General features: G+C 59.6%; 21 protein-coding genes. 8 read left to right on the top strand and 13 right to left on the bottom strand.

Annotated elements, in window-relative coordinates; all coding sequences use genetic code 11:
* Positions 1–4: 4 nt before the first annotated feature.
* The 10 genes from ACP7B1_RS00800 to ACP7B1_RS00755 all read right to left on the bottom strand — a co-directional run bounded on the left by ACP7B1_RS00800 (position 5) and on the right by ACP7B1_RS00755 (position 9,210).
* Entirely contained in the window at positions 5–1,333 is a 1,329-nt protein-coding gene (locus ACP7B1_RS00800) for a folylpolyglutamate synthase/dihydrofolate synthase family protein (protein ID WP_346306581.1), read from the bottom strand.
* Between the two features lie 42 nt (positions 1,334–1,375).
* The gene (gene accD / locus ACP7B1_RS00795; protein ID WP_223613979.1) at positions 1,376–2,293 is read right to left on the bottom strand and encodes an acetyl-CoA carboxylase, carboxyltransferase subunit beta; all 918 of its coding nucleotides are present in this window, start codon (positions 2,291–2,293) and stop codon (positions 1,376–1,378) included.
* A gap of 41 nt (positions 2,294–2,334) precedes the next feature.
* A complete protein-coding gene (gene trpA, locus ACP7B1_RS00790; RefSeq protein ID WP_223613980.1) occupies positions 2,335–3,174 on the bottom strand; it encodes a tryptophan synthase subunit alpha in 840 nt (279 codons plus the stop codon).
* Positions 3,175–3,176: 2 nt separating this feature from the next.
* Positions 3,177–4,427, bottom strand: coding sequence for a tryptophan synthase subunit beta (gene trpB / locus ACP7B1_RS00785; protein ID WP_346306565.1), 1,251 nt, complete (start codon positions 4,425–4,427; stop codon positions 3,177–3,179).
* A gap of 17 nt (positions 4,428–4,444) precedes the next feature.
* Positions 4,445–5,104 carry a phosphoribosylanthranilate isomerase gene (locus tag ACP7B1_RS00780; RefSeq protein ID WP_346306566.1) on the bottom strand — a complete coding sequence of 220 codons (660 nt, stop codon included), beginning with the start codon at positions 5,102–5,104 and terminating at the stop codon, positions 4,445–4,447.
* Positions 5,105–5,168: 64 nt separating this feature from the next.
* Positions 5,169–5,810 (bottom strand): YdcF family protein, encoded by a 642-nt coding sequence (locus tag ACP7B1_RS00775; protein ID WP_346306567.1) that lies wholly within the window; start codon positions 5,808–5,810, stop codon positions 5,169–5,171.
* A complete protein-coding gene (locus ACP7B1_RS00770) occupies positions 5,810–6,568 on the bottom strand; it encodes a M48 family metallopeptidase (RefSeq protein WP_346306568.1) in 759 nt (252 codons plus the stop codon). The genes ACP7B1_RS00775 and ACP7B1_RS00770 overlap by 1 nt, the downstream gene beginning before the upstream one ends.
* A gap of 125 nt (positions 6,569–6,693) precedes the next feature.
* On the bottom strand, positions 6,694–7,134 hold the full coding sequence (locus tag ACP7B1_RS00765; protein WP_223613985.1) for a DUF2852 domain-containing protein: 441 nt from the start codon (positions 7,132–7,134) through the stop codon (positions 6,694–6,696).
* 115 nt (positions 7,135–7,249) lie between these two features.
* On the bottom strand, positions 7,250–8,395 hold the full coding sequence (locus tag ACP7B1_RS00760) for a benzoate/H(+) symporter BenE family transporter (RefSeq protein WP_346306569.1): 1,146 nt from the start codon (positions 8,393–8,395) through the stop codon (positions 7,250–7,252).
* 23 nt (positions 8,396–8,418) lie between these two features.
* Positions 8,419–9,210 carry an alpha/beta hydrolase gene (locus ACP7B1_RS00755; RefSeq protein ID WP_346306570.1) on the bottom strand — a complete coding sequence of 264 codons (792 nt, stop codon included), beginning with the start codon at positions 9,208–9,210 and terminating at the stop codon, positions 8,419–8,421.
* 225 nt (positions 9,211–9,435) lie between these two features.
* Between ACP7B1_RS00755 and infC the strand changes: the two genes are divergently transcribed.
* The 6 genes from infC (at position 9,436) to pheT (ending at position 15,226) form a co-directional block, all read left to right on the top strand.
* Complete coding sequence (gene infC, locus ACP7B1_RS00750) at positions 9,436–9,972, top strand: translation initiation factor IF-3 (protein WP_105734100.1); 537 nt, start codon at positions 9,436–9,438, stop codon at positions 9,970–9,972.
* A 75-nt stretch (positions 9,973–10,047) separates the two neighbouring features.
* Positions 10,048–10,671, top strand: coding sequence for a methyltransferase family protein (locus ACP7B1_RS00745; protein ID WP_346306571.1), 624 nt, complete (start codon positions 10,048–10,050; stop codon positions 10,669–10,671).
* Between the two features lie 193 nt (positions 10,672–10,864).
* On the top strand, positions 10,865–11,065 hold the full coding sequence (gene rpmI, locus ACP7B1_RS00740) for a 50S ribosomal protein L35 (protein WP_008127399.1): 201 nt from the start codon (positions 10,865–10,867) through the stop codon (positions 11,063–11,065).
* 31 nt (positions 11,066–11,096) lie between these two features.
* Entirely contained in the window at positions 11,097–11,498 is a 402-nt protein-coding gene (gene rplT / locus ACP7B1_RS00735) for a 50S ribosomal protein L20 (protein WP_091879294.1), read from the top strand.
* Between the two features lie 135 nt (positions 11,499–11,633).
* Positions 11,634–12,716 carry a phenylalanine--tRNA ligase subunit alpha gene (gene pheS, locus ACP7B1_RS00730; protein WP_105734098.1) on the top strand — a complete coding sequence of 361 codons (1,083 nt, stop codon included), beginning with the start codon at positions 11,634–11,636 and terminating at the stop codon, positions 12,714–12,716.
* A 95-nt stretch (positions 12,717–12,811) separates the two neighbouring features.
* On the top strand, positions 12,812–15,226 hold the full coding sequence (pheT, locus tag ACP7B1_RS00725; protein WP_426136243.1) for a phenylalanine--tRNA ligase subunit beta: 2,415 nt from the start codon (positions 12,812–12,814) through the stop codon (positions 15,224–15,226).
* Between the two features lie 93 nt (positions 15,227–15,319).
* On the opposite strand, the gene ACP7B1_RS00720 is transcribed toward pheT, so the two are convergent.
* Positions 15,320–16,132, bottom strand: a complete 813-nt coding sequence (locus ACP7B1_RS00720; RefSeq protein WP_223613991.1) for an aspartyl/asparaginyl beta-hydroxylase domain-containing protein — start codon at positions 16,130–16,132, stop codon at positions 15,320–15,322.
* A gap of 203 nt (positions 16,133–16,335) precedes the next feature.
* Complete coding sequence (locus ACP7B1_RS00715) at positions 16,336–16,734, bottom strand: hypothetical protein (RefSeq protein WP_346306573.1); 399 nt, start codon at positions 16,732–16,734, stop codon at positions 16,336–16,338.
* Positions 16,735–16,857: 123 nt separating this feature from the next.
* Between ACP7B1_RS00715 and ACP7B1_RS00710 the strand changes: the two genes are divergently transcribed.
* Positions 16,858–17,643 carry a helix-turn-helix domain-containing protein gene (locus ACP7B1_RS00710; protein WP_346306574.1) on the top strand — a complete coding sequence of 262 codons (786 nt, stop codon included), beginning with the start codon at positions 16,858–16,860 and terminating at the stop codon, positions 17,641–17,643.
* Positions 17,644–17,667: 24 nt separating this feature from the next.
* Here the strand turns inward: ACP7B1_RS00710 and ACP7B1_RS00705 are convergent, their stop codons facing one another.
* Positions 17,668–18,660, bottom strand: coding sequence for an aldo/keto reductase (locus ACP7B1_RS00705; protein ID WP_346306575.1), 993 nt, complete (start codon positions 18,658–18,660; stop codon positions 17,668–17,670).
* 98 nt (positions 18,661–18,758) lie between these two features.
* On the opposite strand from ACP7B1_RS00705, the gene ACP7B1_RS00700 reads away from it, so the two are divergent.
* Entirely contained in the window at positions 18,759–19,643 is an 885-nt protein-coding gene (locus tag ACP7B1_RS00700; protein ID WP_346306576.1) for a LysR family transcriptional regulator, read from the top strand.
* Positions 19,644–19,702: the final 59 nt, after the last annotated feature.

Genomic DNA, 19,702 nt, shown 5'->3' with positions numbered 1-19,702 from the left:
TTTTTTATTGCGGTGGGGTGCCGTTTTCGGCCAGAACATCGCCGGCGAGATACAGCGAGCCGCCGATGAGAATGCGCGGAGCCGGTTCGGACTTGTCCCAGCTGTCCCGCAATATTTTCAGCGCATTCTCGACGGAATGCACCGGCTCGGCGGAAAGGCCGGCATCGCCGGCGGCGATCGCCAGCTGTTCATGCGGAATACCGGAATCGCTGGAGCGGATCGGCACCGTATAGACATGCCGCGCCATGCCGGTGAAGGCTTCGAAATAGCCGATGGGGTCTTTCGTGTTGATCATTCCGGTGATCAGGAAAAGCGGCCGCGGGCTGCGGTCTTCCAGCGAAGCGATCGCTTCGGCGATCACCAGGCCTGCACCGGGATTGTGACCGCCATCGAGCCATATTTCCGAACCGGGTACTGCCAGCTCGACCAGCTTGCCCTTGATCAGGCGCTGCATGCGGGCGGGCCATTCGACGATTGTCATGGCCGTTTCGATGGCATAATCCGGCAGCGTGAAACCCGCCGTCTTCACCGCCTGGATGGCGGCTGCGGCGTTGGACAATTGATGCCGGCCGAGCAAGGCCGGCAAGGGCAGGTCGAGCAGGCCCGTATTGTCCTGATAGATCATCCGGCCGCGTTCTTCGAAGGCAAGAAAGTCCTGGCCGTAGACGGCAAAGGGGCAATCCCGCCGCTCGGCCGTTTCGATCAGCACCATGCGTGCCGCTTCTTCTTCCTGCGCACCGATGACAACCGGGCAGCCCGGCTTGATGATGCCGGCTTTCTCCGCTGCGATCAGCTCGACGCGGTCGCCGAGGTAGGGCTGGTGATCGAGCGAGATCGGCATGATGACGCTGACCGCAGGCTCCGGAATGACGTTCGTGGCGTCGAAACGGCCGCCAAGCCCGACTTCAAGGATCACGGCATCGGCCGGGTGTTCGGCAAACAGCACGAAGGTGACGGCGGTCAGTATCTCGAAAACGGTGATGGCCTGACCGGCATTGGCTTCCTCGACCCGGGTGAGGGCATCGGAAAAGGTTTCATCATCGACCAGCTTGCCGCCGCCCGGTGCACCCAGTCTGTAGCGTTCATGCCAGTGAACGAGATGCGGCGAGGTGTGCACGTGCACGGTATAACCGGCAGCTTCCAAAAGCGCCCTGGAGAAAGCAACGCATGACCCCTTGCCGTTGGTGCCCGCCACGTGGATGACGGGAGGCATTTTCAGGTGCGGATTGCCCAAGGCATCGAGAAGACGCGTAACGCGCCCTAGCGACAGGTCAAAACCCTTCGGGTGAAGCCCGAGCAAGCGCTCGATAATCGCCTCAGCCTTCGACGACACAGACAAAGCCAACGGCAAAGGCCTCCAGAACCATCAATTGAATCAAGCTTCGGCTTCAATCGTTGCCGGCAGCGCCGCACCATTCGGCTTGGCAACGGGAACCTCGGTTGCCTTTTCGCCCATGAGCATCTTCAAAAGACGCGCAATGGTGGCTTTGAGTTCGGTGCGCGGCACGACCATATCGACCATGCCATGGGCTTTCAGGTATTCGGCGGTCTGGAAGCCTTCCGGCAGCTTTTCCCGGATGGTCTGCTCGATGACGCGTTGTCCGGCAAAGCCGATCAGCGCACCCGGCTCGGCAATATGGATGTCGCCCAGCATGGCGTAGGAGGCGGTGACGCCGCCCGTGGTCGGGTTGGTGAGGACCACGATGTAGGGCAGGCCCGCTTCCTTCAGCATTTCCACCGCAACGGTGGTGCGCGGCAGCTGCATCAGCGAAAGAATGCCTTCCTGCATGCGGGCACCGCCCGAGGCAGCGAACAGAACGAGCGGCCGCTTCTGGGCGATTGCCGTTTCAAACGCCTTGATGATGGCTTCGCCTGCCGCCATGCCCAGCGATCCGCCGATGAAGCTGAAATCCTGAACCGTTGCCACAATCGGCAGACCTTCGATGGTACCCAGCGCGTTGATGATTGTGTCTTCGACGCCGGACTTGGCGCGATGTTCCTTCAGGCGGTCGATATAGCGCTTTTCGTCGCGGAACTTCAGCGGATCGGTGACCACTTTCGGCTGTTCCAGCAATTCGTAGGCGCCATCATCGAAAAAGTAGCGCAGGCGGTCCTTGGCACGAATGCGCATGTGGTGGCCGGACGACGGCACGACCCACTGGTTCTTTTCCAGATCCGTATGGAAGACCATCTCACCAGAAACCGGATCCTTGATCCAAAGGTTTTCGGGCATTTCGCGGCGACCAAGCATCGAATTGATCTTCGGCCGGACGTAATTTGTGATCCAGTTCATGATCGGTCCTGTTCTCTCGTCGGTATTGTGATTTAGGGCTTCTATTCCGCCGCTGCAAGGCGCACGGCGCGCACGCCGCTGGAAAGTCCCTGCACCATCGTCGCGACGGCTTCTGCCGGGTCGGCCACAAGCGAGCCATCCGGACGGATTGTATTGGCAACGGCATTGACGATCGCGGTGCCGACGACCACGCCATCCGCCGCGGTGCCGATCACCTTGGCCTGCTCGGCGGTCTTGACGCCGAACCCGACCACAACCGGCAGGTCCGTATGCTGCTTGATGCGCTTGACCGCATCCGCCACCCTGCTCGTATCGGGCAGGGCAGAACCGGTGATGCCGTTCATCGAGACGTAGTAGACAAAGCCGGATGTGTTCTGCAGCACCTTGGGAAGACGCTTCTCATCCGTCGTCGGCGTGGCCAGCCGGATGAAGTTGATGCCGGCCTTGATGGCGGGAATGCACAGTTCCGCATCCATTTCCGGCGGCAGGTCGACGATGATCAGGCCATCGATGCCAGAGGCCACGGCATCCCTGAGGAAACGGTCGACACCATAGATATAGATCGGATTGTAGTACCCCATCAGAACGATGGGCGTGGTGTTGTCGCTTTCGCGGAAGCTTGCGGCGAGCGCGAGCGTCTTTGTCAGCGACATGCCCTTTTTCAGGGCACGCAGGCCAGCTGCCTGAATTGCCGGACCGTCGGCCATCGGATCGGAAAAGGGAACACCGAGCTCGATGATATCCGAACCGGAACCGGGCAGTGCCTTCATGATCTTCAGCGAGGTCTCATAATCCGGATCACCGCCCATGAAATAGGTCACGAGTGCCGGACGGCCCTCCGCCTTCAACGCGGCAAATTTTCTGTCGATACGGGTCGCCATGCTTAAATCTCCATACCCATGAGTTTGCCGACCGTATGCACATCCTTGTCGCCGCGACCCGACAGGTTGACGATCATGATCTTGTCCTGTGCCATTTCAGGCGCGATTTTCACCGCCTGGGCAATGGCGTGGGCCGATTCAAGCGCGGGAATGATGCCTTCGACGCGTGTCGTCAGCTGGAACGCATCGAGCGCCTCGTCATCGAGGATCGGCACATAGGAAACCCGGCCGGTATCGCGCAGCCAGGAATGCTCCGGTCCGACGCCCGGATAATCGAGACCGGCGGAAACCGAATGGCCATCGAGAATCTGGCCGTCCTTGTTCTGCAGCAGATAGGTGCGGTTTCCATGCAGCACGCCCGGGCTGCCAGCACTCATGGAGGCGCAATGCTCTTCACCGTCGAGGCCGCGGCCGCCAGCTTCAACGCCGATGATTTCGACGCTCTTGTCGTCAAGGAAGGGGTGGAACAGGCCGATGGCGTTGGAACCGCCGCCGACGGCCGCAATGATCGTATCGGGCAGGCGGCCTTCACGCTCGAGAATCTGCGCGCGTGCTTCCTCGCCGATCACCGACTGGAAATCGCGCACCAGTTCCGGATAGGGATGCGGGCCTGCAGCGGTGCCGATGAGGTAGTAGGTGTCATCGACATTCGAGACCCAGTCGCGCAGCGCCTCGTTCATCGCGTCCTTCAACGTGCCGTGGCCGGAGGCGACGGGCTTCACTTCAGCCCCCAGCAGCTTCATGCGGAAAACATTGGGTGCCTGCCGTTCGACGTCGGTGGCGCCCATGTAGACGACGCAGGGCAGGCCGAACCGCGCCGAGACCGTCGCTGAGGCAACGCCGTGCTGGCCGGCACCGGTTTCCGCGATGATGCGGGTCTTGCCCATGCGCTTGGCCAGCAGGATCTGCCCAAGGCAATTGTTGATCTTGTGGCTGCCGGTATGGTTGAGATCTTCGCGCTTGAAGTAGATTTTCGCGCCGCCATCAAGACCCTTGTCCTTGGCCAACTGACGGACATGCCTGGTCAAACCTTCGGCATAATAAAGTTTTGACGGGCGCCCGGCGTAATTGGTGGACAATTCACGTAGCTCGGCCTTGAAGGCCGGATCATTCTTGGCGTCGTCATAGGCTTGCTGCAATTCAAGGATCAGCGGCATCAGCGTTTCAGCAACGAAACGCCCGCCGAAAATACCGAACATGCCCTCTTCGTCAGGACCTGTCTTGAATGAATTGGGTTCAACCGCCTTGTCCACCGTTCCGCTCCGTTTGTTCAGGCCACGTCGGCGCTTTTGGCGGCGCGCGCAACCCGGAAAAATTCTCTGATCAGGCTAACATCTTTTACACCCGGCGCGGACTCGACGCCGGACGAAATATCAATACCGCGCGCATTCGTCGCTTCCAGCGCCTCGGCAATATTACCGGCGTTGAGGCCCCCGGAAAGCATGTAATTGACCGAGGCGTCAAGGCCGCCGAGGATTTGCCAGTCGAAAGACACGCCATTTCCTCCCGGAAGGTCCGATCCCTTGGGTGGTTTGGCATCGAAGAGAAAGCCATCGGCAATGCCGATATAGGGGGCAATCGCGTCGAGATCGCGGCGTTCGCGCAGCGCCAGGGCCTTGATGACAGGCAATTCGTAGCGTTGCTTGACGGCGCTGACACGGGCCGGACTTTCGTCGCCATGCAACTGCAGCATGTCGGGCTGCATCTCGGCAACAATCGCATCAAGCGTTGCGTCGTCTGCATTTACGGTGACGGCAACGGCCTTCGCCCGACCGACTGCGGCGCGGCGCAGGCGGCCGGCGGTCTGCGCATCGACATTGCGCGGGCTTTTGGGGAAAAAGATGAAACCGATATGCGACGCGCCTTCATCCAGCGCTGCCGCAACGGCTTCGTCGGTCTTTAATCCGCATATTTTGATATCAAGGCTCATAACCGGTGCCAGTGCCACGAAAACGCGCAAGAGTCGAGGATTTTGCGCGGTTTATCCTTCGATACTAAAGGTGGTGGTCATAGCCCGCTTTGACAAGGAAATCGAACGCATCTGCGACGGCCGGAGGGACCGATTGCGCAATCTGAAAGCCTTTGGCCGGATAGTCGACAATGCGCTTGACGTCGCCAACCATCTCATGGATCAGCCGGTCGAGCGGATAGGTTGTGAGCGGTTGATCCTGAAAGCCGTGCAACGGTGCCGTCACCGCGGCGTTTATCTCGGGCCATTGCGCGCGCACCGTCGCGAAGGCCCGGCGCTGCGTCTGCGGTTTGGTGACGATGATGACGCGCTTGACGGTATCACCAGCCATTTCCCGCGCAAACCGGATATTCTCGCCGATATTGGTCGCGTTCGGTTCAATCAGAATCGCGTTGGCCGGGACGCCAGCGCCAATAGCGCGCCTGGCAAATGCTTCCGCCTCGCTTGTTGTGTAGAGATGGTTGGTCCAGTTGCCAGCCTTGCCGGTAAACAGGATTTTGGCGGCCAGCCCCTGATGCCACAGGTCGGCGCAGCGGTCGGCCACGCGCAGGTCGTAGCTGCCGAGGCCGACAATCAGGTCGACCGGGCCAAGCGAGTCATAGACGAGATGGAAATTCCAGAGGATTCGAGCGGCCGCTTCTATGGCAGGCGTGACTGGTTCCGGCATCAGCTGAAATCAATCGCCTGAAGGGCGCTGCCGTTGCGTTTCAACCAGGCCTTGCAGCGTTCCGTGTCGGGGCAGAGCTCACCGCAAAGTTTCCAGAATTTTGGTCCGTGGTTCATCTCTTTGAGATGGGCAACTTCATGCGCCACGAGATAGTCGATGATCGGTGGCGGCGCCATCATGATGCGCCAGGAAAAGGAGAGGGTGCCATCCGAGGTGCAGGAGCCCCAGCGGCTTTTGGTATCCTTGAGGCGGATAATCTTGGCCCGTCGTCCGACCGTTGCGGTGTGCCGCGCCACCAGCATGTCGAGATCGTGCCGCGCCTCCCGTTTGAGGAAGTCGCCGACCCGGCGCGCCAGATGCGGCCGGTCGCCATGGACGATCAGTCGCGGGCCCTCCGCGCCGTTTTCCTGTCGCACGGTTCCACGCTTGTCCGGTTCATGCACGATGAGATGCGGGACGCCGCGGATCGGAATCTTGACCCCCGGCCGCACTTTGGGCTGGTCCGGCATCCTGGCAATGCGGGTCTCGATCCAGCCCTCGTGACGCGCCAGGAATTTGTCGACTTCGCGCGTCGGCATCCCTGGCGGCACGGTGATCCGCAAGCCCTTGCCGCCCGCATCGATGCGCAGAGTGAGACGCGTCGCGCGCGGGTTTTCCATCACGCGCAACGGCAGGACACGGCCCGCAACCTCGTAGCTCCGCTCGGCTTTCAGCGTCGCGGATTTTTTCGGCGGGCTTCGGAACAGCGAAAGGATCATGGGCGGGACTTTAATTGATTCGGGTGAAAGCCGTGAGACAAAACAGAGGCGGCGCCGGATCGCTCCGGCGCCGCTTCGCTGGGGAAATGCGGACAGGACTGGAGGGAACCGTCCGCAGGATGGTTTTATTCCTCTTCGGCGTCGTTGACGCCCGAAGACGGCTTCTTTGCCGCGGCATTGCGTTCAGCCATGAAGCGGTCAAACTCTTCCCGGTCCTTGGCACGGCGCAGTTCATGCGCGTAGTCCTCGAACGCGGCGCGCATCTCTTCGAGCTTGCGGCGTTCCTCGGCCAGGCGCTCCAGTTCCTTTTCGCGCCATTCGTCGAAGGCGACATTGCCTGTGCCAAACGAACCGCGTCCGAAGGACGGACCTTTGCCGCGACGGAATGCGCCGCAGAAGCCATCGGTAGCGCGGCTGACGTCGCGCTTGAAACCATCCAGCCGGTTACCCCAAAGGATGTAAGCGAGCATGGCGAAACCAAGCGGCCAGAACAGCATGAAACCAATAACCATCAGGGCGATGGTTGCTGGGGTCCAGCCCGGCCGGATCAAAGCAGCATTGTTCATAAAAGCCCTTCCTTCTCACGAAAGCCCGACCCCAATTGGTCGATTGTTTACGACATGGGAGACGGATTGCGGCTTTTCAAGAAATGCCGGGCTCGAATGCGGTAAGGGCTTGGAATCAGATATGTTTCTTTGCGTGATCGAAGGCAACCACAAGCAGGCCCGCCACCAGCGCCCAGAAGGCAGCGCCGATTCCGGCAATGGAAATGCCCGATGCGGTCACGGCAAAGGTGACGACGGCGGCTAGCCGCTCGGTCTCGTTTTTCAGTGCGATCGTCAGCGCATTGGCAAAGGCGCCGATCAGGGCGAGACCGGCGACCAGCGCGATCAGGGGTGCCGGCAGGACGGCAAACAGTGCCACCAGCGAGGCGCCGAAGATGGCCAGTATCAGATAGGACAGCGCATAGAACGGGCCGGTCAGCCAGCGCTGTGCCGGGTCCGGATGGGCATCCGGCCCGGTGCAGATCGCCGCTGAGATGGCCGCCATGTTGCTCGTATGTGCACAAAAGGGGGCCGTCAGCAATGAAAGGAGCCCTGTTACCTGCAATGCCGCCGCCGTCGGCGGCTCGTAACCGGCGGCACGAAGCACGGCAAAACCGGGCAGATTCTGCGACGCCATGGTGACGAGGTAAAGCGGCAGGGCAATGCCGATGATCGCCCGTGTGTCGAAGACCGGCATGATGAGGGTGAGTGTCGAGAGGCTGATATCCGGTACACTGGCAACACGGCCGCTGAGGAAGGCGAAGAGAATGCCGCCGAACAGCACGGCGAGGACTGCCATGGCCGGATTGAACAGGCGGATGACGAAGAAGAGAAGCACCAACGGCAGGACGAAGATCGGATCAACGGGGATTGTTCGCGCAGCGCCGATGAGGAAGGCGAACAGGACGCCAGCCAGCATGCCGGAGGCAATCGATGCCGGAATTTTGGAAACCAGGCCGGAAACCGGCTTGACCAGTCCCGTGATGATGATGGCGATGGCTGTGACGATGAAGGCGCCGACACCCTGCTGCATGGTAAAGCCCGTGCTGGCGCCGATCAGGGCCAGTCCCGGCGTCGACCATGCCGTGATGATCGGCATCTTGTAACGCCAGCTGAGAAAACCCGTGGAGATAAACATGGCAAGGCAAAGCGCCGTCACCCAGCTTGCCGTCTGCGCCTGTGTCGCGCCAAGCGCCTGTGCCGCGGCGATGATCAGTGCGAGCGTGCCGCCAAACCCGACAATGGCGGCGACGACGGCAGAAGCAATCACGGAGGAGCGCATGGGACGAAACCTGTTGGAAGGATTTACAGAATGGGCGGGCGGGTTTTCGAGCGGTCAGCCATCGAAGCCACGGTGCGGGTGAGAAGCTCCAGATCCTGCGGGCGTGACAGGCGATGATCACCGTCGCGCACCAGCGTAATCGTCACGTCGTCAACCGGCAAGTGATCAACCAGCCGCAGGGCATGGGTGTAGGGAACATCCTTGTCCTCCATCCCCTGCAGGATGTGCACGGGACATCCGGTCCGGATCACCCCCTTGAGCACCTGATTGGCTCTGCCATCGTCCAACAGGGCTTTGGTGTAGATATAGGGTTCGGGAGCGTATTCGGATGGTTCTTCCATATAGCCCCGCTCGGCAAGCTGGCGGCGCTGGTCCGGCGTCAATTGGGGTTCGACCAGTTCGGACGTGAAGTCCGGTGCGGGCGCAATCAGGACGAGCCCAGCAACACGACTGTGTTCACCGGCCTTTTGCAGTTCTTCGATCATGCGCAGGGCGATCCAGCCGCCCATGGATGAACCGACGAGGATTTGCGGTCCCGACGAAAACTTTTTGAAGACCGCAAGGCTCTGTTCGAGCCAGAGCGAAATCGTGCCGTCGCGAAACGCACCGCCCGATTCGCCATGGGCGGAGTAATCGTGGCGCAGGAATGCATGGCCGTTGGCTTCTGACCATCGATCCAGCCATTCCGCCTTGCTGCCGAGCATGTCCGAACGGTATCCGCCGAGCCAGACGATGCCGGGCTCAGCGCCCTCGCGGTGGCGCACAGCGATCTCGATGTCGTTGAGGGTGAGGAATACCGGCGGGTGAGCCGTCATGTGTCAGTCTCCAGGATGTGCCGCTTGCTTTTGCCATGCAAAATTCGATGATGAAACCCATTCAACTGGAAACCACATTGTATAGAATGCGAATATTCCTATATCTGAACCAGATGATTTATCCGTGAAAAGATGTTATTGAGCTAACCGCTGCAGACAAAGCATTGCAGGCGGGCCCCGACGGTGCTATTTGCGGGACCGAAATAATTCAAGGAGACTACTGCCATTCGCCGACCCTTTAGAGCACAGGTGGTCCAGAAAGATGGACCGCGTTCCAACCGCGATATCCGGGTACCCCAGGTACAGCTCATCGATGCCGAAGGTGAAAACCACGGTATCGTCACGATTCAGGCCGCGCTGGCCATGGCCGATGAGGCCGGACTCGATCTCGTCGAGATCGTGCCGAATGCCGAGCCGCCGGTGTGCAAGATTGTTGACCTCGGGAAACTGAAGTACCAGGGACAGAAGAAGGCTGCCGAGGCGCGCAAGAAGCAGAAAACAGTCGAAATCAAAGAAATCAAGATGCGACCGAACATCGACACGCATGATTATGATGTGAAGATGAAGGCTATCAAGCGATTCTTCGACGAAGGTGACAAGGTCAAGGTGACATTGCGTTTCCGTGGTCGCGAAATGGCGCACCAGGAACTCGGAATGCGGCTGCTTGACCGGGTCAAGGAAGATACGGTCGATATTTCCAAAGTTGAGGCCGAGCCAAGATTGGAAGGCCGCCAGATGATGATGGTGCTGGCGCCACGCTGAAGCTGAACGACAGTTTGAGACAAAGGCCGCCTTCGGGCGGCTTTTGTCTTGAACGATCCGGATTTAAGGGCTGACATGGCGCTCACATCTCCAAAGGACATGGCCCGGTTTCAGCGGCGCCGCCGAATTGTGCTGGCAGTCGTCATTTTTTTGATTCTCGGCGCTTTGTTGACTGTTCGCTCCGCCTGGGCCGATAACTGGACCCATGAATATATCGAGGATTTCGGCATCGGTGTGATTGTTCTGGCAATCCTTGGCCGCATGTGGTGCACGCTCTACATCGGCGGGCGTAAGAGTTCCGAGATCGTCCGTCTGGGGCCTTATTCGATGAGCCGCAACCCGCTTTACGTGTTCAGCACCGTGGGGGCTTTCGGTATTGGCATGATGACGGGCAGCCTGACCGTCGCCCTGATCCTGGCGGTGCTTTGCTATATCGCCTTCCATTTTGTCATCATCGCCGAGGAAGGTTATCTGGAGACCGTTTTCGGCGAGACATACCTTGCCTATAAACGCGACGTACCGCGGTTCTTCCCCAATCTCAGGCTGTACCGGGAATCGGATGTTCTGAGCGTCAAGTCTTCGATGCTGTACAAGACGCTGGCGGACGGGCTGGTCTTTTTCATTTCCTACCCCCTGCTTGAGTTCGCCGAATATCTGCAATCGGTCAATATTCTGCCCGTCTTCTTTCGGTTTTACTGATTTTTTGCGGAATCGAGGACGATTCAGCAGTTGCGCTTTTTCCGGCTTCTGGGTATAAGGCCGCGTTCAAACCGCCCGGCAGGGCATGCCGTGGCGGTTTTGCATGCTTTCAGACTTTGGTCGGTCTGAAGTGAAATCAGAAGGGTTCAGGCTCCATCGGAGTGACGGGAACCCTAGAAATAGGAGTAGCAAAATGCCCAAAATGAAGACCAAATCGGCCGCCAAGAAACGGTTCAAAATCACTGGGACTGGCAAGATTAAAGCCGCCGCCGCTGGCAAACGCCATGGCATGATCAAACGTTCGAACAAATTCATTCGTGACGCACGTGGCACAATGGTTCTCGCCGATGCCGATGCGAAAATCGTGAAGAAGTTCTTGCCCAACGGCCTTTAAGCCGACAGCGACGTTTTAAGGAGATCATATCATGGCACGTGTCAAACGGGGCGTTACGTCCCACGCCAAGCATAAAAAAGTTCTGAAGCAGGCTGAGGGTTTCCGCGGCCGCCGCAAGAATACCATCAAGACTGCAAAGGCTGCCGTCGATCGTTCGAAGCAGTACGCCTACCGCGACCGCAAGAACAAGAAGCGCACGTTCCGCGCGCTCTGGACCCAGCGTATCAATGCTGCCGTGCGTGAGCATGGTCTGACATACAGCCGTTTCATCGACGGTCTGAGCAAGTCCGGTATCGAGGTTGACCGCAAGGTTCTGTCGGATCTCGCGATCCACGAGCCAGCAGCATTCGGTGCACTCGTGGCTTCCGCCAAGAAGGCACTGGAATACCTGAAGAACACCACACCGAATGCTTTTGAAGGCGCTGTCCACTAAGCCAGCCGCCGCTCCCAAAGCACATTCGGAATTATAGACTTGGGAAACCCGCGCTGGCTCGGCTGGCGCGGGTTTTTCAATTTTCTGCATTGAATTGATCGCATAATCGCTCAAGACGCGAAACAGGTGAGAAGCATGGACGATCTGGTACAACTGGAAAGCGCGCTGGTCGCGCAGATTGAGGCAGCGAATGACGAAGCGGCCATCGAGGCTGTCCGTGTTGCTGCGCTTGGCAAAAAGGGCTCGATTTCGGAAAAGCTGAAATCGCTGGGGTCCATGTCGCCGGAAGAACGCCAGACGCAGGGACCGGCCATCAACGGTCTGAAGAACCGCGTCACCGATGCGCTGGCCAGCCGCAAAAGCACGCTCAAGGATGCGGCGATTGCCGAGCGCCTCGAAAAGGAAAAGCTGGATGTCACTTTGCCCGTGCGCACCGCGCCGGCCGAGCGCGGGCGCATCCATCCGATCAGTCAGGTCGTTGATGAAATCACGGCGATTTTCGCCGATATGGGTTTTTCAATTGCCGAAGGCCCGGATGTCGAGACCGATTATTACAATTTCACGGCGCTGAATTTTCCCGAAGGCCACCCGGCGCGGGAGATGCATGACACGTTTTTCTTCAACCCGGATGAGAATGGCGAGCGCAAGCTCCTGCGCACCCATACGAGCCCGGTGCAGATCCGCACCATGGAAAAGCAGAAGCCGCCGATCCGCATCGTCATCCCCGGCAAGACCTACCGCATGGATTCCGATGCCACCCACTCGCCGATGTTCCATCAGGTCGAGGGGCTGGTTATCGACAAGACGGCCAACGTTGCCAACATGAAGTGGGTGCTGGAAGAATTCTGCAAGGCTTTCTTCGAGGTACCATCCCTGCAGATGCGCTTCCGTCCGTCCTTCTTCCCGTTCACCGAGCCGTCGCTGGAAGTCGATATCCAGTGCGACCGGTCGGGCAACGAGGTCAAGTTCGGCCAGGGCACCGACTGGATGGAAATCCTCGGCTGCGGCATGGTTCATCCGAATGTCCTGCGCCATGGCGGGCTTGATCCGGACGAGTATCAGGGGTTTGCCTGGGGCATGGGCATCGATCGCATCGCCATGCTCAAATATGGCATGCCGGACCTGCGCGACTTCTTCGATGCCGATGTGCGCTGGTTGCAGCATTACGGCTTCCGCCCGCTCGACATGCCGACCCTGTTCGGCGGCCTGAGCGCATGATCGGGTACGGCTTTTCGCCTGACATGGAACTTTTATGCGAGCGGTTTCGCCTTGTCGAAACCCTCAAACGCTGAAATCGAGAAACGAGTGAAATCATGAAATTCACCCTCTCCTGGCTCAAAGATCATCTCGAGACCGAGGCTTCGCTCGGCGAGATCGTCGATGCCTTGACCATGATCGGTCTTGAAGTGGAATCGCTGGATGACAAGGCGGCACTGAAGCCCTTTGTTATCGCCAGGGTGCTCACCGCATCACGCCATCCGGATGCGGACAAGCTGCAGGTGCTCACCGTGGATACCGGCGACGGCAAGCCATTGCAGGTCGTCTGCGGTGCCCCCAATGCCCGCGCCGGTCTGATCGGTGCATTCGCAGCGCCGGGTGCCTACGTCCCCGGTATTGATGTTACCCTTTCGGTCGGCAAGATTCGCGGCGTCGAAAGCCACGGCATGATGTGCTCGGAGCGCGAGCTGAAGATGTCGGACGAGCACAACGGCATTATCGATCTGCCGGTTGACGCCCCTGTGGGTACCAGTTTTGCGGCCTATGCCGGGCTTGATGACCCTGTCATCGAGATCAACCTGACACCGAACCGTCCCGACTGCACCAGCATTTACGGCGTTGCCCGGGATCTGGCCGCTGCCGGGATCGGCACGCTGAAAAGCAATGCCGTCGAGCCAGTGAAAGGCGCGGGCAGCCCATCCGTCAGCGTATCGCTGGATTTCGGCGACCGCGCGCCGATGTGCGAAGGTTTCGCTCTGCGCACCGTCAAGGGCGTGAAGAACGGACCGAGCCCGAAATGGCTGCAGCAGCGCCTGATGGCCATCGGCCTGCGTCCGATCAATGCGCTGGTCGATATCACCAACTACATGACGTTCGATCGCGGCCGTCCGCTGCATGTGTTCGATGCCGACAAGGTCAAGGGCAATCTCACCGTGCGCTGGGCGAGGGAAGGCGAAACGATCCTTGGTCTCAACGGCAAGGAATACACGCTGAACCCTGAAATCGGCGTGATTGCCGATGCGGACGGTGTCGAGTCGCTTGCCGGCGTCCTTGGTGGCGAACATTCCGGCTGCGATGAGAACACGACGAATGTCGTGGTTGAGTCCGCCCTCTGGGATGCCATGACCATTGCCCGCACCGGTCGCAATCTCGGTATTATCACCGATGCGCGTTACCGGTTCGAGCGCGGTGTCGATCCGGAGTTCATGGTGCCGGGCCTCGAGCTTGCCACCCATATGATCCTCGACCTGTGCGGGGGTGCGCCTTCGCAAACCCAGGTTGTCGGCTATAAGGGCCACACGCCGAAGTCGGTGACATTCCCGGCAGCGGAGGTCAAACGCCTCACCGGTATCGATGTGCCGGTCAAGACAAGCCTCGACATTCTCAGCCGTCTCGGCTTCCAGCCGCAAGGCACGGGCGACGTGGTGGATGTGCTGGTTCCGTCCTGGCGTCCGGATGTCGACGGCAAGGCCGATCTGGTGGAAGAAGTCATGCGTATCCATGGCGTCAACCGTATCGATCCGCAGCCGCTGCAAAGCCATGCGGCTGTCAACGGTAAGATCCTGACCACCCTGCAGATCCGCACCCGCAATGCCAAGCGGGCGCTGGCCTCGCGCGGGATGATGGAAGCTGTCACCTGGTCGTTCATTTCGGAAGAACAGGCAAAGCTGTTCGGCGGCGGCCAGCCATCGCTGAAGCTCGCCAATCCGATTGCCGCCGATATGTCGGATATGCGCCCTTCGCTCTTGCCAAGCCTGCTGGCTGCGGCGCAGCGCAATGCGGATCGTGGCTTCAATGATCTTGCCCTGTTCGAGGTGTCGGGCACCTATGAAGGCAATACGCCGGAAGCCCAGCGCCGCGTTGCTGCCGGCGTGCGCCGCGGTACGGCCAAACTGGACGGTTCCGGCCGCCATTGGTCCGGAAATGCCGCGCCGGTCGGCGTGTTCGACGCCAAGGCTGATGCCCTTGCCGTGCTTGAAGCCTGCGGTGCGCCCGTCGACAAGCTGCAGATCGAGACCGGCGGTCCGGCCTGGTATCATCCCGGCCGTTCCGGCACGATCAAGCTCGGCCCGAAGGTCATTCTGGGCACATTCGGCGAGTTCCACCCGAAGACGCTGGAAACGCTCGATGTATCGGGGGCGCTGTGCGGGTTCGAAATCTACATCGATGCGATCCCCGAGCCGAAGCAGAAGGCGACACGCACCAAGCCGCCGCTGACACTGTCGGATTTCCAGACCGTACGGCGTGATTTTGCATTCGTCGTCGACAAGGCGGTGGATGCGGCTTCGATCGTTCGTGCGGCGCTGGCCGGCGACAAGAAGCTGATCACGGGCGTTCAGGTGTTCGATCTGTTCGAAGGCCCTTCGCTGGGCGCCGACAAGAAATCCGTTGCCATCGAAGTTGCGATTCAGCCGCAGGAGCGCACGCTCAATGACGAGGATCTCGATGCGCTGACAAAACGCATTGTTGAGAGTGTTGGCAAGCAGACCGGCGCGGTGCTGCGGGGGTAAAGACCGAACCACGCAGCATGGCTTTGCCGGCAAAAATCCGGATACAAAAAAGGGGCGCACGGCGCCCCTTTTCATTCGGTCTGAAACCAGAACCTATTTCTGGATGACTTTCCAGTTCTTGTAGAAAATCGAATTGCTGCCTTTGAGGATCAGGCCCATGAACGAGACGATGGCAGCATAGAGGCCCGGCAGATGGGACGGGCGCAGAATATCGACGAACAGGCAATAGCGCGTCTGGTCGGTCTGGTTGACGGACTGGTGCATCAGCGTGTCGTCGAAAATGAACAGCTTGTCGTCCTTCCAGTAGCTCGTCGTATCGCCGCACCAGATATAGGCCGTGCGGTCATTCATGTCGTTGATGTTGTAGAGGACGCGGATGGTGGCTCGGATCGGGCCAAAATGTTTTGACGTCGAGTTCTTCTTGTTGAACACCGACACGCCGATGGTCTTCACGAAATTATATTTTTCGTAGAAGGACGGCACGCTGACGAAGCTGGGCTGGTCTTTGCCATACCATTTGAAGAAGAACATGCTGCGGGCCTGCTGTTCCGCGCGGGACTGCAATTTGCCGACCAAATCTTCCTTCTGCGTCGCGGTGATCAGGCGCTTGACCTCCGCCTGATAGTCGGATGGCAGGTCTTCCAGCTTGTAGACGCCCTTATTGATATAGGGCAGCGACAGGATATCGAGAACGATGTTCAGCGGTGACAGGATCCAGGTGAACAGGCCGTTGCCCCAGAAATACTGTTCGACCATCTGCAGGTCGATATTCTTGTTGCGCGACAGGTCATAGATGCCGCAGATCAGGTAGAAGATCACGAGATAGGGAACGAAATAGGCAAGAATTGCCAGGAGAACCAAACCGACAGCCCAGCGTCTGATCGACTTTTTTGTTGCTTTTTCCATTGTATTCCAGCTTCAGAAGGCCTGACCATCGATGAGCGAACAGGGGTGGTTTGGCGTGTTAGAACAAATAAATTGCATGCACATTGCAGCGTTGCCCCGGCGGTGTTCGGCCCCGGCAACGGCGTGAAATAGGCCTCACACCGTACCGTCTGTCAAGCGCGAGGCTCTATAATCTGAATTCTGGTGTCAACAAAAGCCGGGTGCTAGATCGCTTTTGCTGCTCCCATCGTTTTGAGCCCCCGCCATTCGATCAGCGCAAAGCAGGCAACCACGGCCGTGACGGCCAGACTGGCGGCGATGCCGAGGGCGGTAAAGGCGGATGGGATCCCCACAAGAATCGCCGGAACGCCGATGACCCACGCGAGGTCGGCGATGAAAACGAAACCGACCAATGGTTTCGATTGGGCTTTCCATCGGGCGATCAGGGCGACATCGGCGGCAAACAGCACGAGCGCGATACCCAGTGCCGCGATCAGCCAGACCGGCGCGCCGGGGATGAGATATTCTGCCGCCAGTTCGGCAAACAGTGCAAGGCCGAGCCCGGTGATGCCGGTGAGGACTGCGTTGATCGTCAACCCGTCTTTCAAGGTGATTTTGGTCATGTCATTCTCCTTCGTTGTGTTGATGAACGGAGAATGCCGGCGTAAGGTAATCGAAACAATTACCTCTGGAGTAATGGATATTGCGAAGTATCCACGCCAGTCTGGCGGGAATCAGGAGCGGTGATGGAATTCGGCGATCATCTGAAACAATGGCGTTCGCACCGGCACATGAGCCAGATGGATCTGGCGCTGGAGGCTGGTATCTCGTCGCGACATCTGTCGTTTCTCGAAACCGGACGGGCAAGGCCGTCGGAGGGCATGATCATCCGCATCTGCGAAGCGCTGGAGCTGCCGTTCAAGATTCAGAATGAGCTGTTCGGTGCGGCCGGTTTTGCGCCGCGCTACCTCTCGGCGGAACGCGAAGGCATGGCCGGCCTGCCGCCACTGATCCGCGACACGCTCCACATGATCCTCGAGCGGCATGCGCCGTGGCCGGCGGTGGCCTTCAATGCGGATCACGACGTTCTCGTTGCCAATGTTGGCTTCATGGGCTTGGCCGAAGCGCTGGGCATTCCGATTGCGCCGGGTGTCAATATTCTGGCGCTGGTGCTTGAGCCGGGCCCCGTGCGCCATTCCATCGCCAACTGGCCGGATGTCGCCCTGCTGTTCCTGAAGCGTGCCCGCAACGAAGCCAGGCTTTACGGTCCACGCAGCGCGCTGGCGCGGCGCATCGCACAATATGAAACCGATCCGGAAATATCAGCGCTGTTGCGCAATGATCAGAGCGAGCGCAACCCGCCGCCTGTCATAACCGTGCAGCTGCATCTTGGCGATGCCGTCACCAGCTGGATCACCACGCTGACAGCATTCGGCTCGGCGCAGGAGGTGCTGACCGAGGGCATATTCATCGAGCAGTATTTTCCGGCGGATGACGCAACGCGGGCCATTGCGGAAAGTGCGGGGCGCTGATTGCGCAGCGCCCCATTGCCGGTATCAGCCGTTGACGAGAGCCAGTGCGGCATCCGTGTAGCGGTTGCCCGCCACCCGTGTGGGTGAAAGCGCATCGCCAATCGTTTTCAGGTCCGCCGGCGAGAGAGAGACGTCGGCTGCCGCCGCATTTTCCTCCAGGTGCTTGATCTTGCGGGCACCCGGAATCGGCACGATGAAATCACCCTGGTGCAGCACCCAGGCAAGCGCCAGCTGTGCCGGTGTGATGCCTTTGTCCGCGGCCAGGCCCTTCAATGTGGCGATCAGTGCTGCATTGGCATCCATATTGTCTGCCTGGAATCGTGGCAGGGTCTTGCGCCAGTCGTCAGCACCCAATTCATCCGGCTTGCTGATCGTGCCGGTCAGGAGACCGCGGCCGAGCGGGCTGTAGGGGACAAAGCCGATGGCAAGTTCGCGGCAGACGGCAAAGACCTCGTCTTCCGGCTCGCGGCTCCACAGTGAATATTCGCTCTGCACGGCGGCAATCGGATGCACCTTGTGGGCGCGGCGGATCGTGGCGGCACTGGCCTCGGACAGGCCGAGCGCCTTCACCTTGCCCTGCTGGACCAGCTCCGCCATGGCGCCAACCGTCTCCTCGATAGGGACATTCGGGTCAACCCGGTGCTGGTAGAACAGGTCGATCTGTTCGATGCCGAGCCGCCCGAGCGACGCTTCCGCAACGGCTTTCAAATGTTCCGGGTGGCTGTTGACGCCGACCATGCGCGAGGGGCCCACGCCCTCGTCGGAAATCTTGAAGCCGAACTTTGTGGCGATCACCACCTTGTCGCGGCGGTCTTTCAGGGCCTTGCCGACAAGAATCTCATTGTCGAACGGGCCATAGACTTCCGCCGTGTCGAAAAAGGTCACGCCGATATCCACCGCGCGATGCAGCGTGCGGATCGCGTCTGCCTCGTCCTGTCCGCCATAGGCAAAGGTCATGCCCATGCAGCCGAGACCCACGGCCGATACATCGAGTTCCCCGAGTTTGCGCTTTTCCATCACCGATCTCCTTTTGCTGTGATGATGGAAGCCTAGATTGCGGATCAGTGTTCGATAATTCCCTTATTATTTCACAGGTTGTTCTATATGATGGATCAATGGATCGATCATACCTGCCTCAACTGTCCGTTTTTGCCACTGTTGCAGCCTGTGGCGGCTTTCGGGATGCCGCCAGGGAACTGGGCATTGCGCCGTCAGCCGTCAGCCACGCCATTTCAACCCTGGAACAGAACCTTGGTGTCCGTCTTCTCGCCCGCACCACGCGCAGCGTGGCGGTGACCGAAGAAGGTGCGCTGCTGCTCAAGCGGCTGCGTCCGGCCCTGGCGGAAATCGACCTGGCGCTCGATGCGGCCAAGGAAGCCAACAACCGCATCGCGGGAACCCTGCGGCTGAGTATTCCGCCCTTTGCCGCCCACAGGCTGCTGGCCCCGCGCATCGCTGCATTCGCCGCGGCCTATCCCGGTGTTACGCTTGAGCTGCGCGTCGAAGAGCCGTTCAATGATATCGTTGCGGCTGGCGTTGACGCGGGCATGCGGCTGGGTGAGAGTCTGGAACCGGATATGATTGCGGTGCGCATGAGCGATCCGATCCGGGCGAACATTGTTGCGGCGCCGGACTATTTTGACAGGCACCCGATACCGCTGCACCCGCATGATCTTGCCGGTCATCTCTGTATCCGCCGCCGTTTTGCCAGCGGGCAGGTCTATCGCTGGGAGTTCGAGAAGGACGGCGAGGAAATCGTGATCGACGTGAACGGCCCGCTGATTCTCGGCGACGACCGGCTGGTCATCCAGGCCGCGCTGGACGGCGCCGGCGTGGCCTTCCTCTTGGAGCACATGGCGCCGGAAGCCATAGCCGATGGACGCTTGCTGCGCGTGCTCGATGATTGGTGCGCACCATTTCCGGGTGTCTATCTCTATTATCCCAGCCGCCGCCAGATGCGCCCGGCCCTGCGTGCCTTCATCGATTTTTTCAAAGTCTGAACCCGCGGCTTCTTCCCATTCAGCGCCGTCTTGTCTAGGTTGCACCACGACAAAGAGGA

It is taken from the genome of Phyllobacterium sp. SL163 (genome assembly GCF_049896885.1).
GTDB classification, from domain to species: domain Bacteria; phylum Pseudomonadota; class Alphaproteobacteria; order Rhizobiales; family Rhizobiaceae; genus Phyllobacterium; species Phyllobacterium calauticae.
This window is presented reverse-complemented; position numbering and strand designations above follow the sequence as displayed.

Bases quoted from the DNA above. Each gene is read 5' to 3' on its own strand.
- accD (WP_223613979.1), bottom strand. From the start codon at position 2,293: ATGAACTGGATCACAAATTACGTCCGGCCGAAGATCAATTCGATGCTT.
- trpA (WP_223613980.1), bottom strand. From the start codon at position 3,174: ATGGCGACCCGTATCGACAGAAAATTTGCCGCGTTGAAGGCGGAGGGC.
- ACP7B1_RS00780 (WP_346306566.1), bottom strand. From the start codon at position 5,104: ATGAGCCTTGATATCAAAATATGCGGATTAAAGACCGACGAAGCCGTT.
- ACP7B1_RS00775 (WP_346306567.1), bottom strand. From the start codon at position 5,810: ATGCCGGAACCAGTCACGCCTGCCATAGAAGCGGCCGCTCGAATCCTC.
- ACP7B1_RS00770 (WP_346306568.1), bottom strand. From the start codon at position 6,568: ATGATCCTTTCGCTGTTCCGAAGCCCGCCGAAAAAATCCGCGACGCTG.
- ACP7B1_RS00765 (WP_223613985.1), bottom strand. From the start codon at position 7,134: ATGAACAATGCTGCTTTGATCCGGCCGGGCTGGACCCCAGCAACCATC.
- ACP7B1_RS00760 (WP_346306569.1), bottom strand. From the start codon at position 8,395: ATGCGCTCCTCCGTGATTGCTTCTGCCGTCGTCGCCGCCATTGTCGGG.
- ACP7B1_RS00755 (WP_346306570.1), bottom strand. From the start codon at position 9,210: ATGACGGCTCACCCGCCGGTATTCCTCACCCTCAACGACATCGAGATC.
- ACP7B1_RS00745 (WP_346306571.1), top strand. From the start codon at position 10,048: ATGGCGCTCACATCTCCAAAGGACATGGCCCGGTTTCAGCGGCGCCGC.
- rpmI (WP_008127399.1), top strand. From the start codon at position 10,865: ATGCCCAAAATGAAGACCAAATCGGCCGCCAAGAAACGGTTCAAAATC.
- rplT (WP_091879294.1), top strand. From the start codon at position 11,097: ATGGCACGTGTCAAACGGGGCGTTACGTCCCACGCCAAGCATAAAAAA.
- pheS (WP_105734098.1), top strand. From the start codon at position 11,634: ATGGACGATCTGGTACAACTGGAAAGCGCGCTGGTCGCGCAGATTGAG.
- pheT (WP_426136243.1), top strand. From the start codon at position 12,812: ATGAAATTCACCCTCTCCTGGCTCAAAGATCATCTCGAGACCGAGGCT.
- ACP7B1_RS00720 (WP_223613991.1), bottom strand. From the start codon at position 16,132: ATGGAAAAAGCAACAAAAAAGTCGATCAGACGCTGGGCTGTCGGTTTG.
- ACP7B1_RS00715 (WP_346306573.1), bottom strand. From the start codon at position 16,734: ATGACCAAAATCACCTTGAAAGACGGGTTGACGATCAACGCAGTCCTC.
- ACP7B1_RS00710 (WP_346306574.1), top strand. From the start codon at position 16,858: ATGGAATTCGGCGATCATCTGAAACAATGGCGTTCGCACCGGCACATG.
- ACP7B1_RS00705 (WP_346306575.1), bottom strand. From the start codon at position 18,660: ATGGAAAAGCGCAAACTCGGGGAACTCGATGTATCGGCCGTGGGTCTC.
- ACP7B1_RS00700 (WP_346306576.1), top strand. From the start codon at position 18,759: ATGGATCGATCATACCTGCCTCAACTGTCCGTTTTTGCCACTGTTGCA.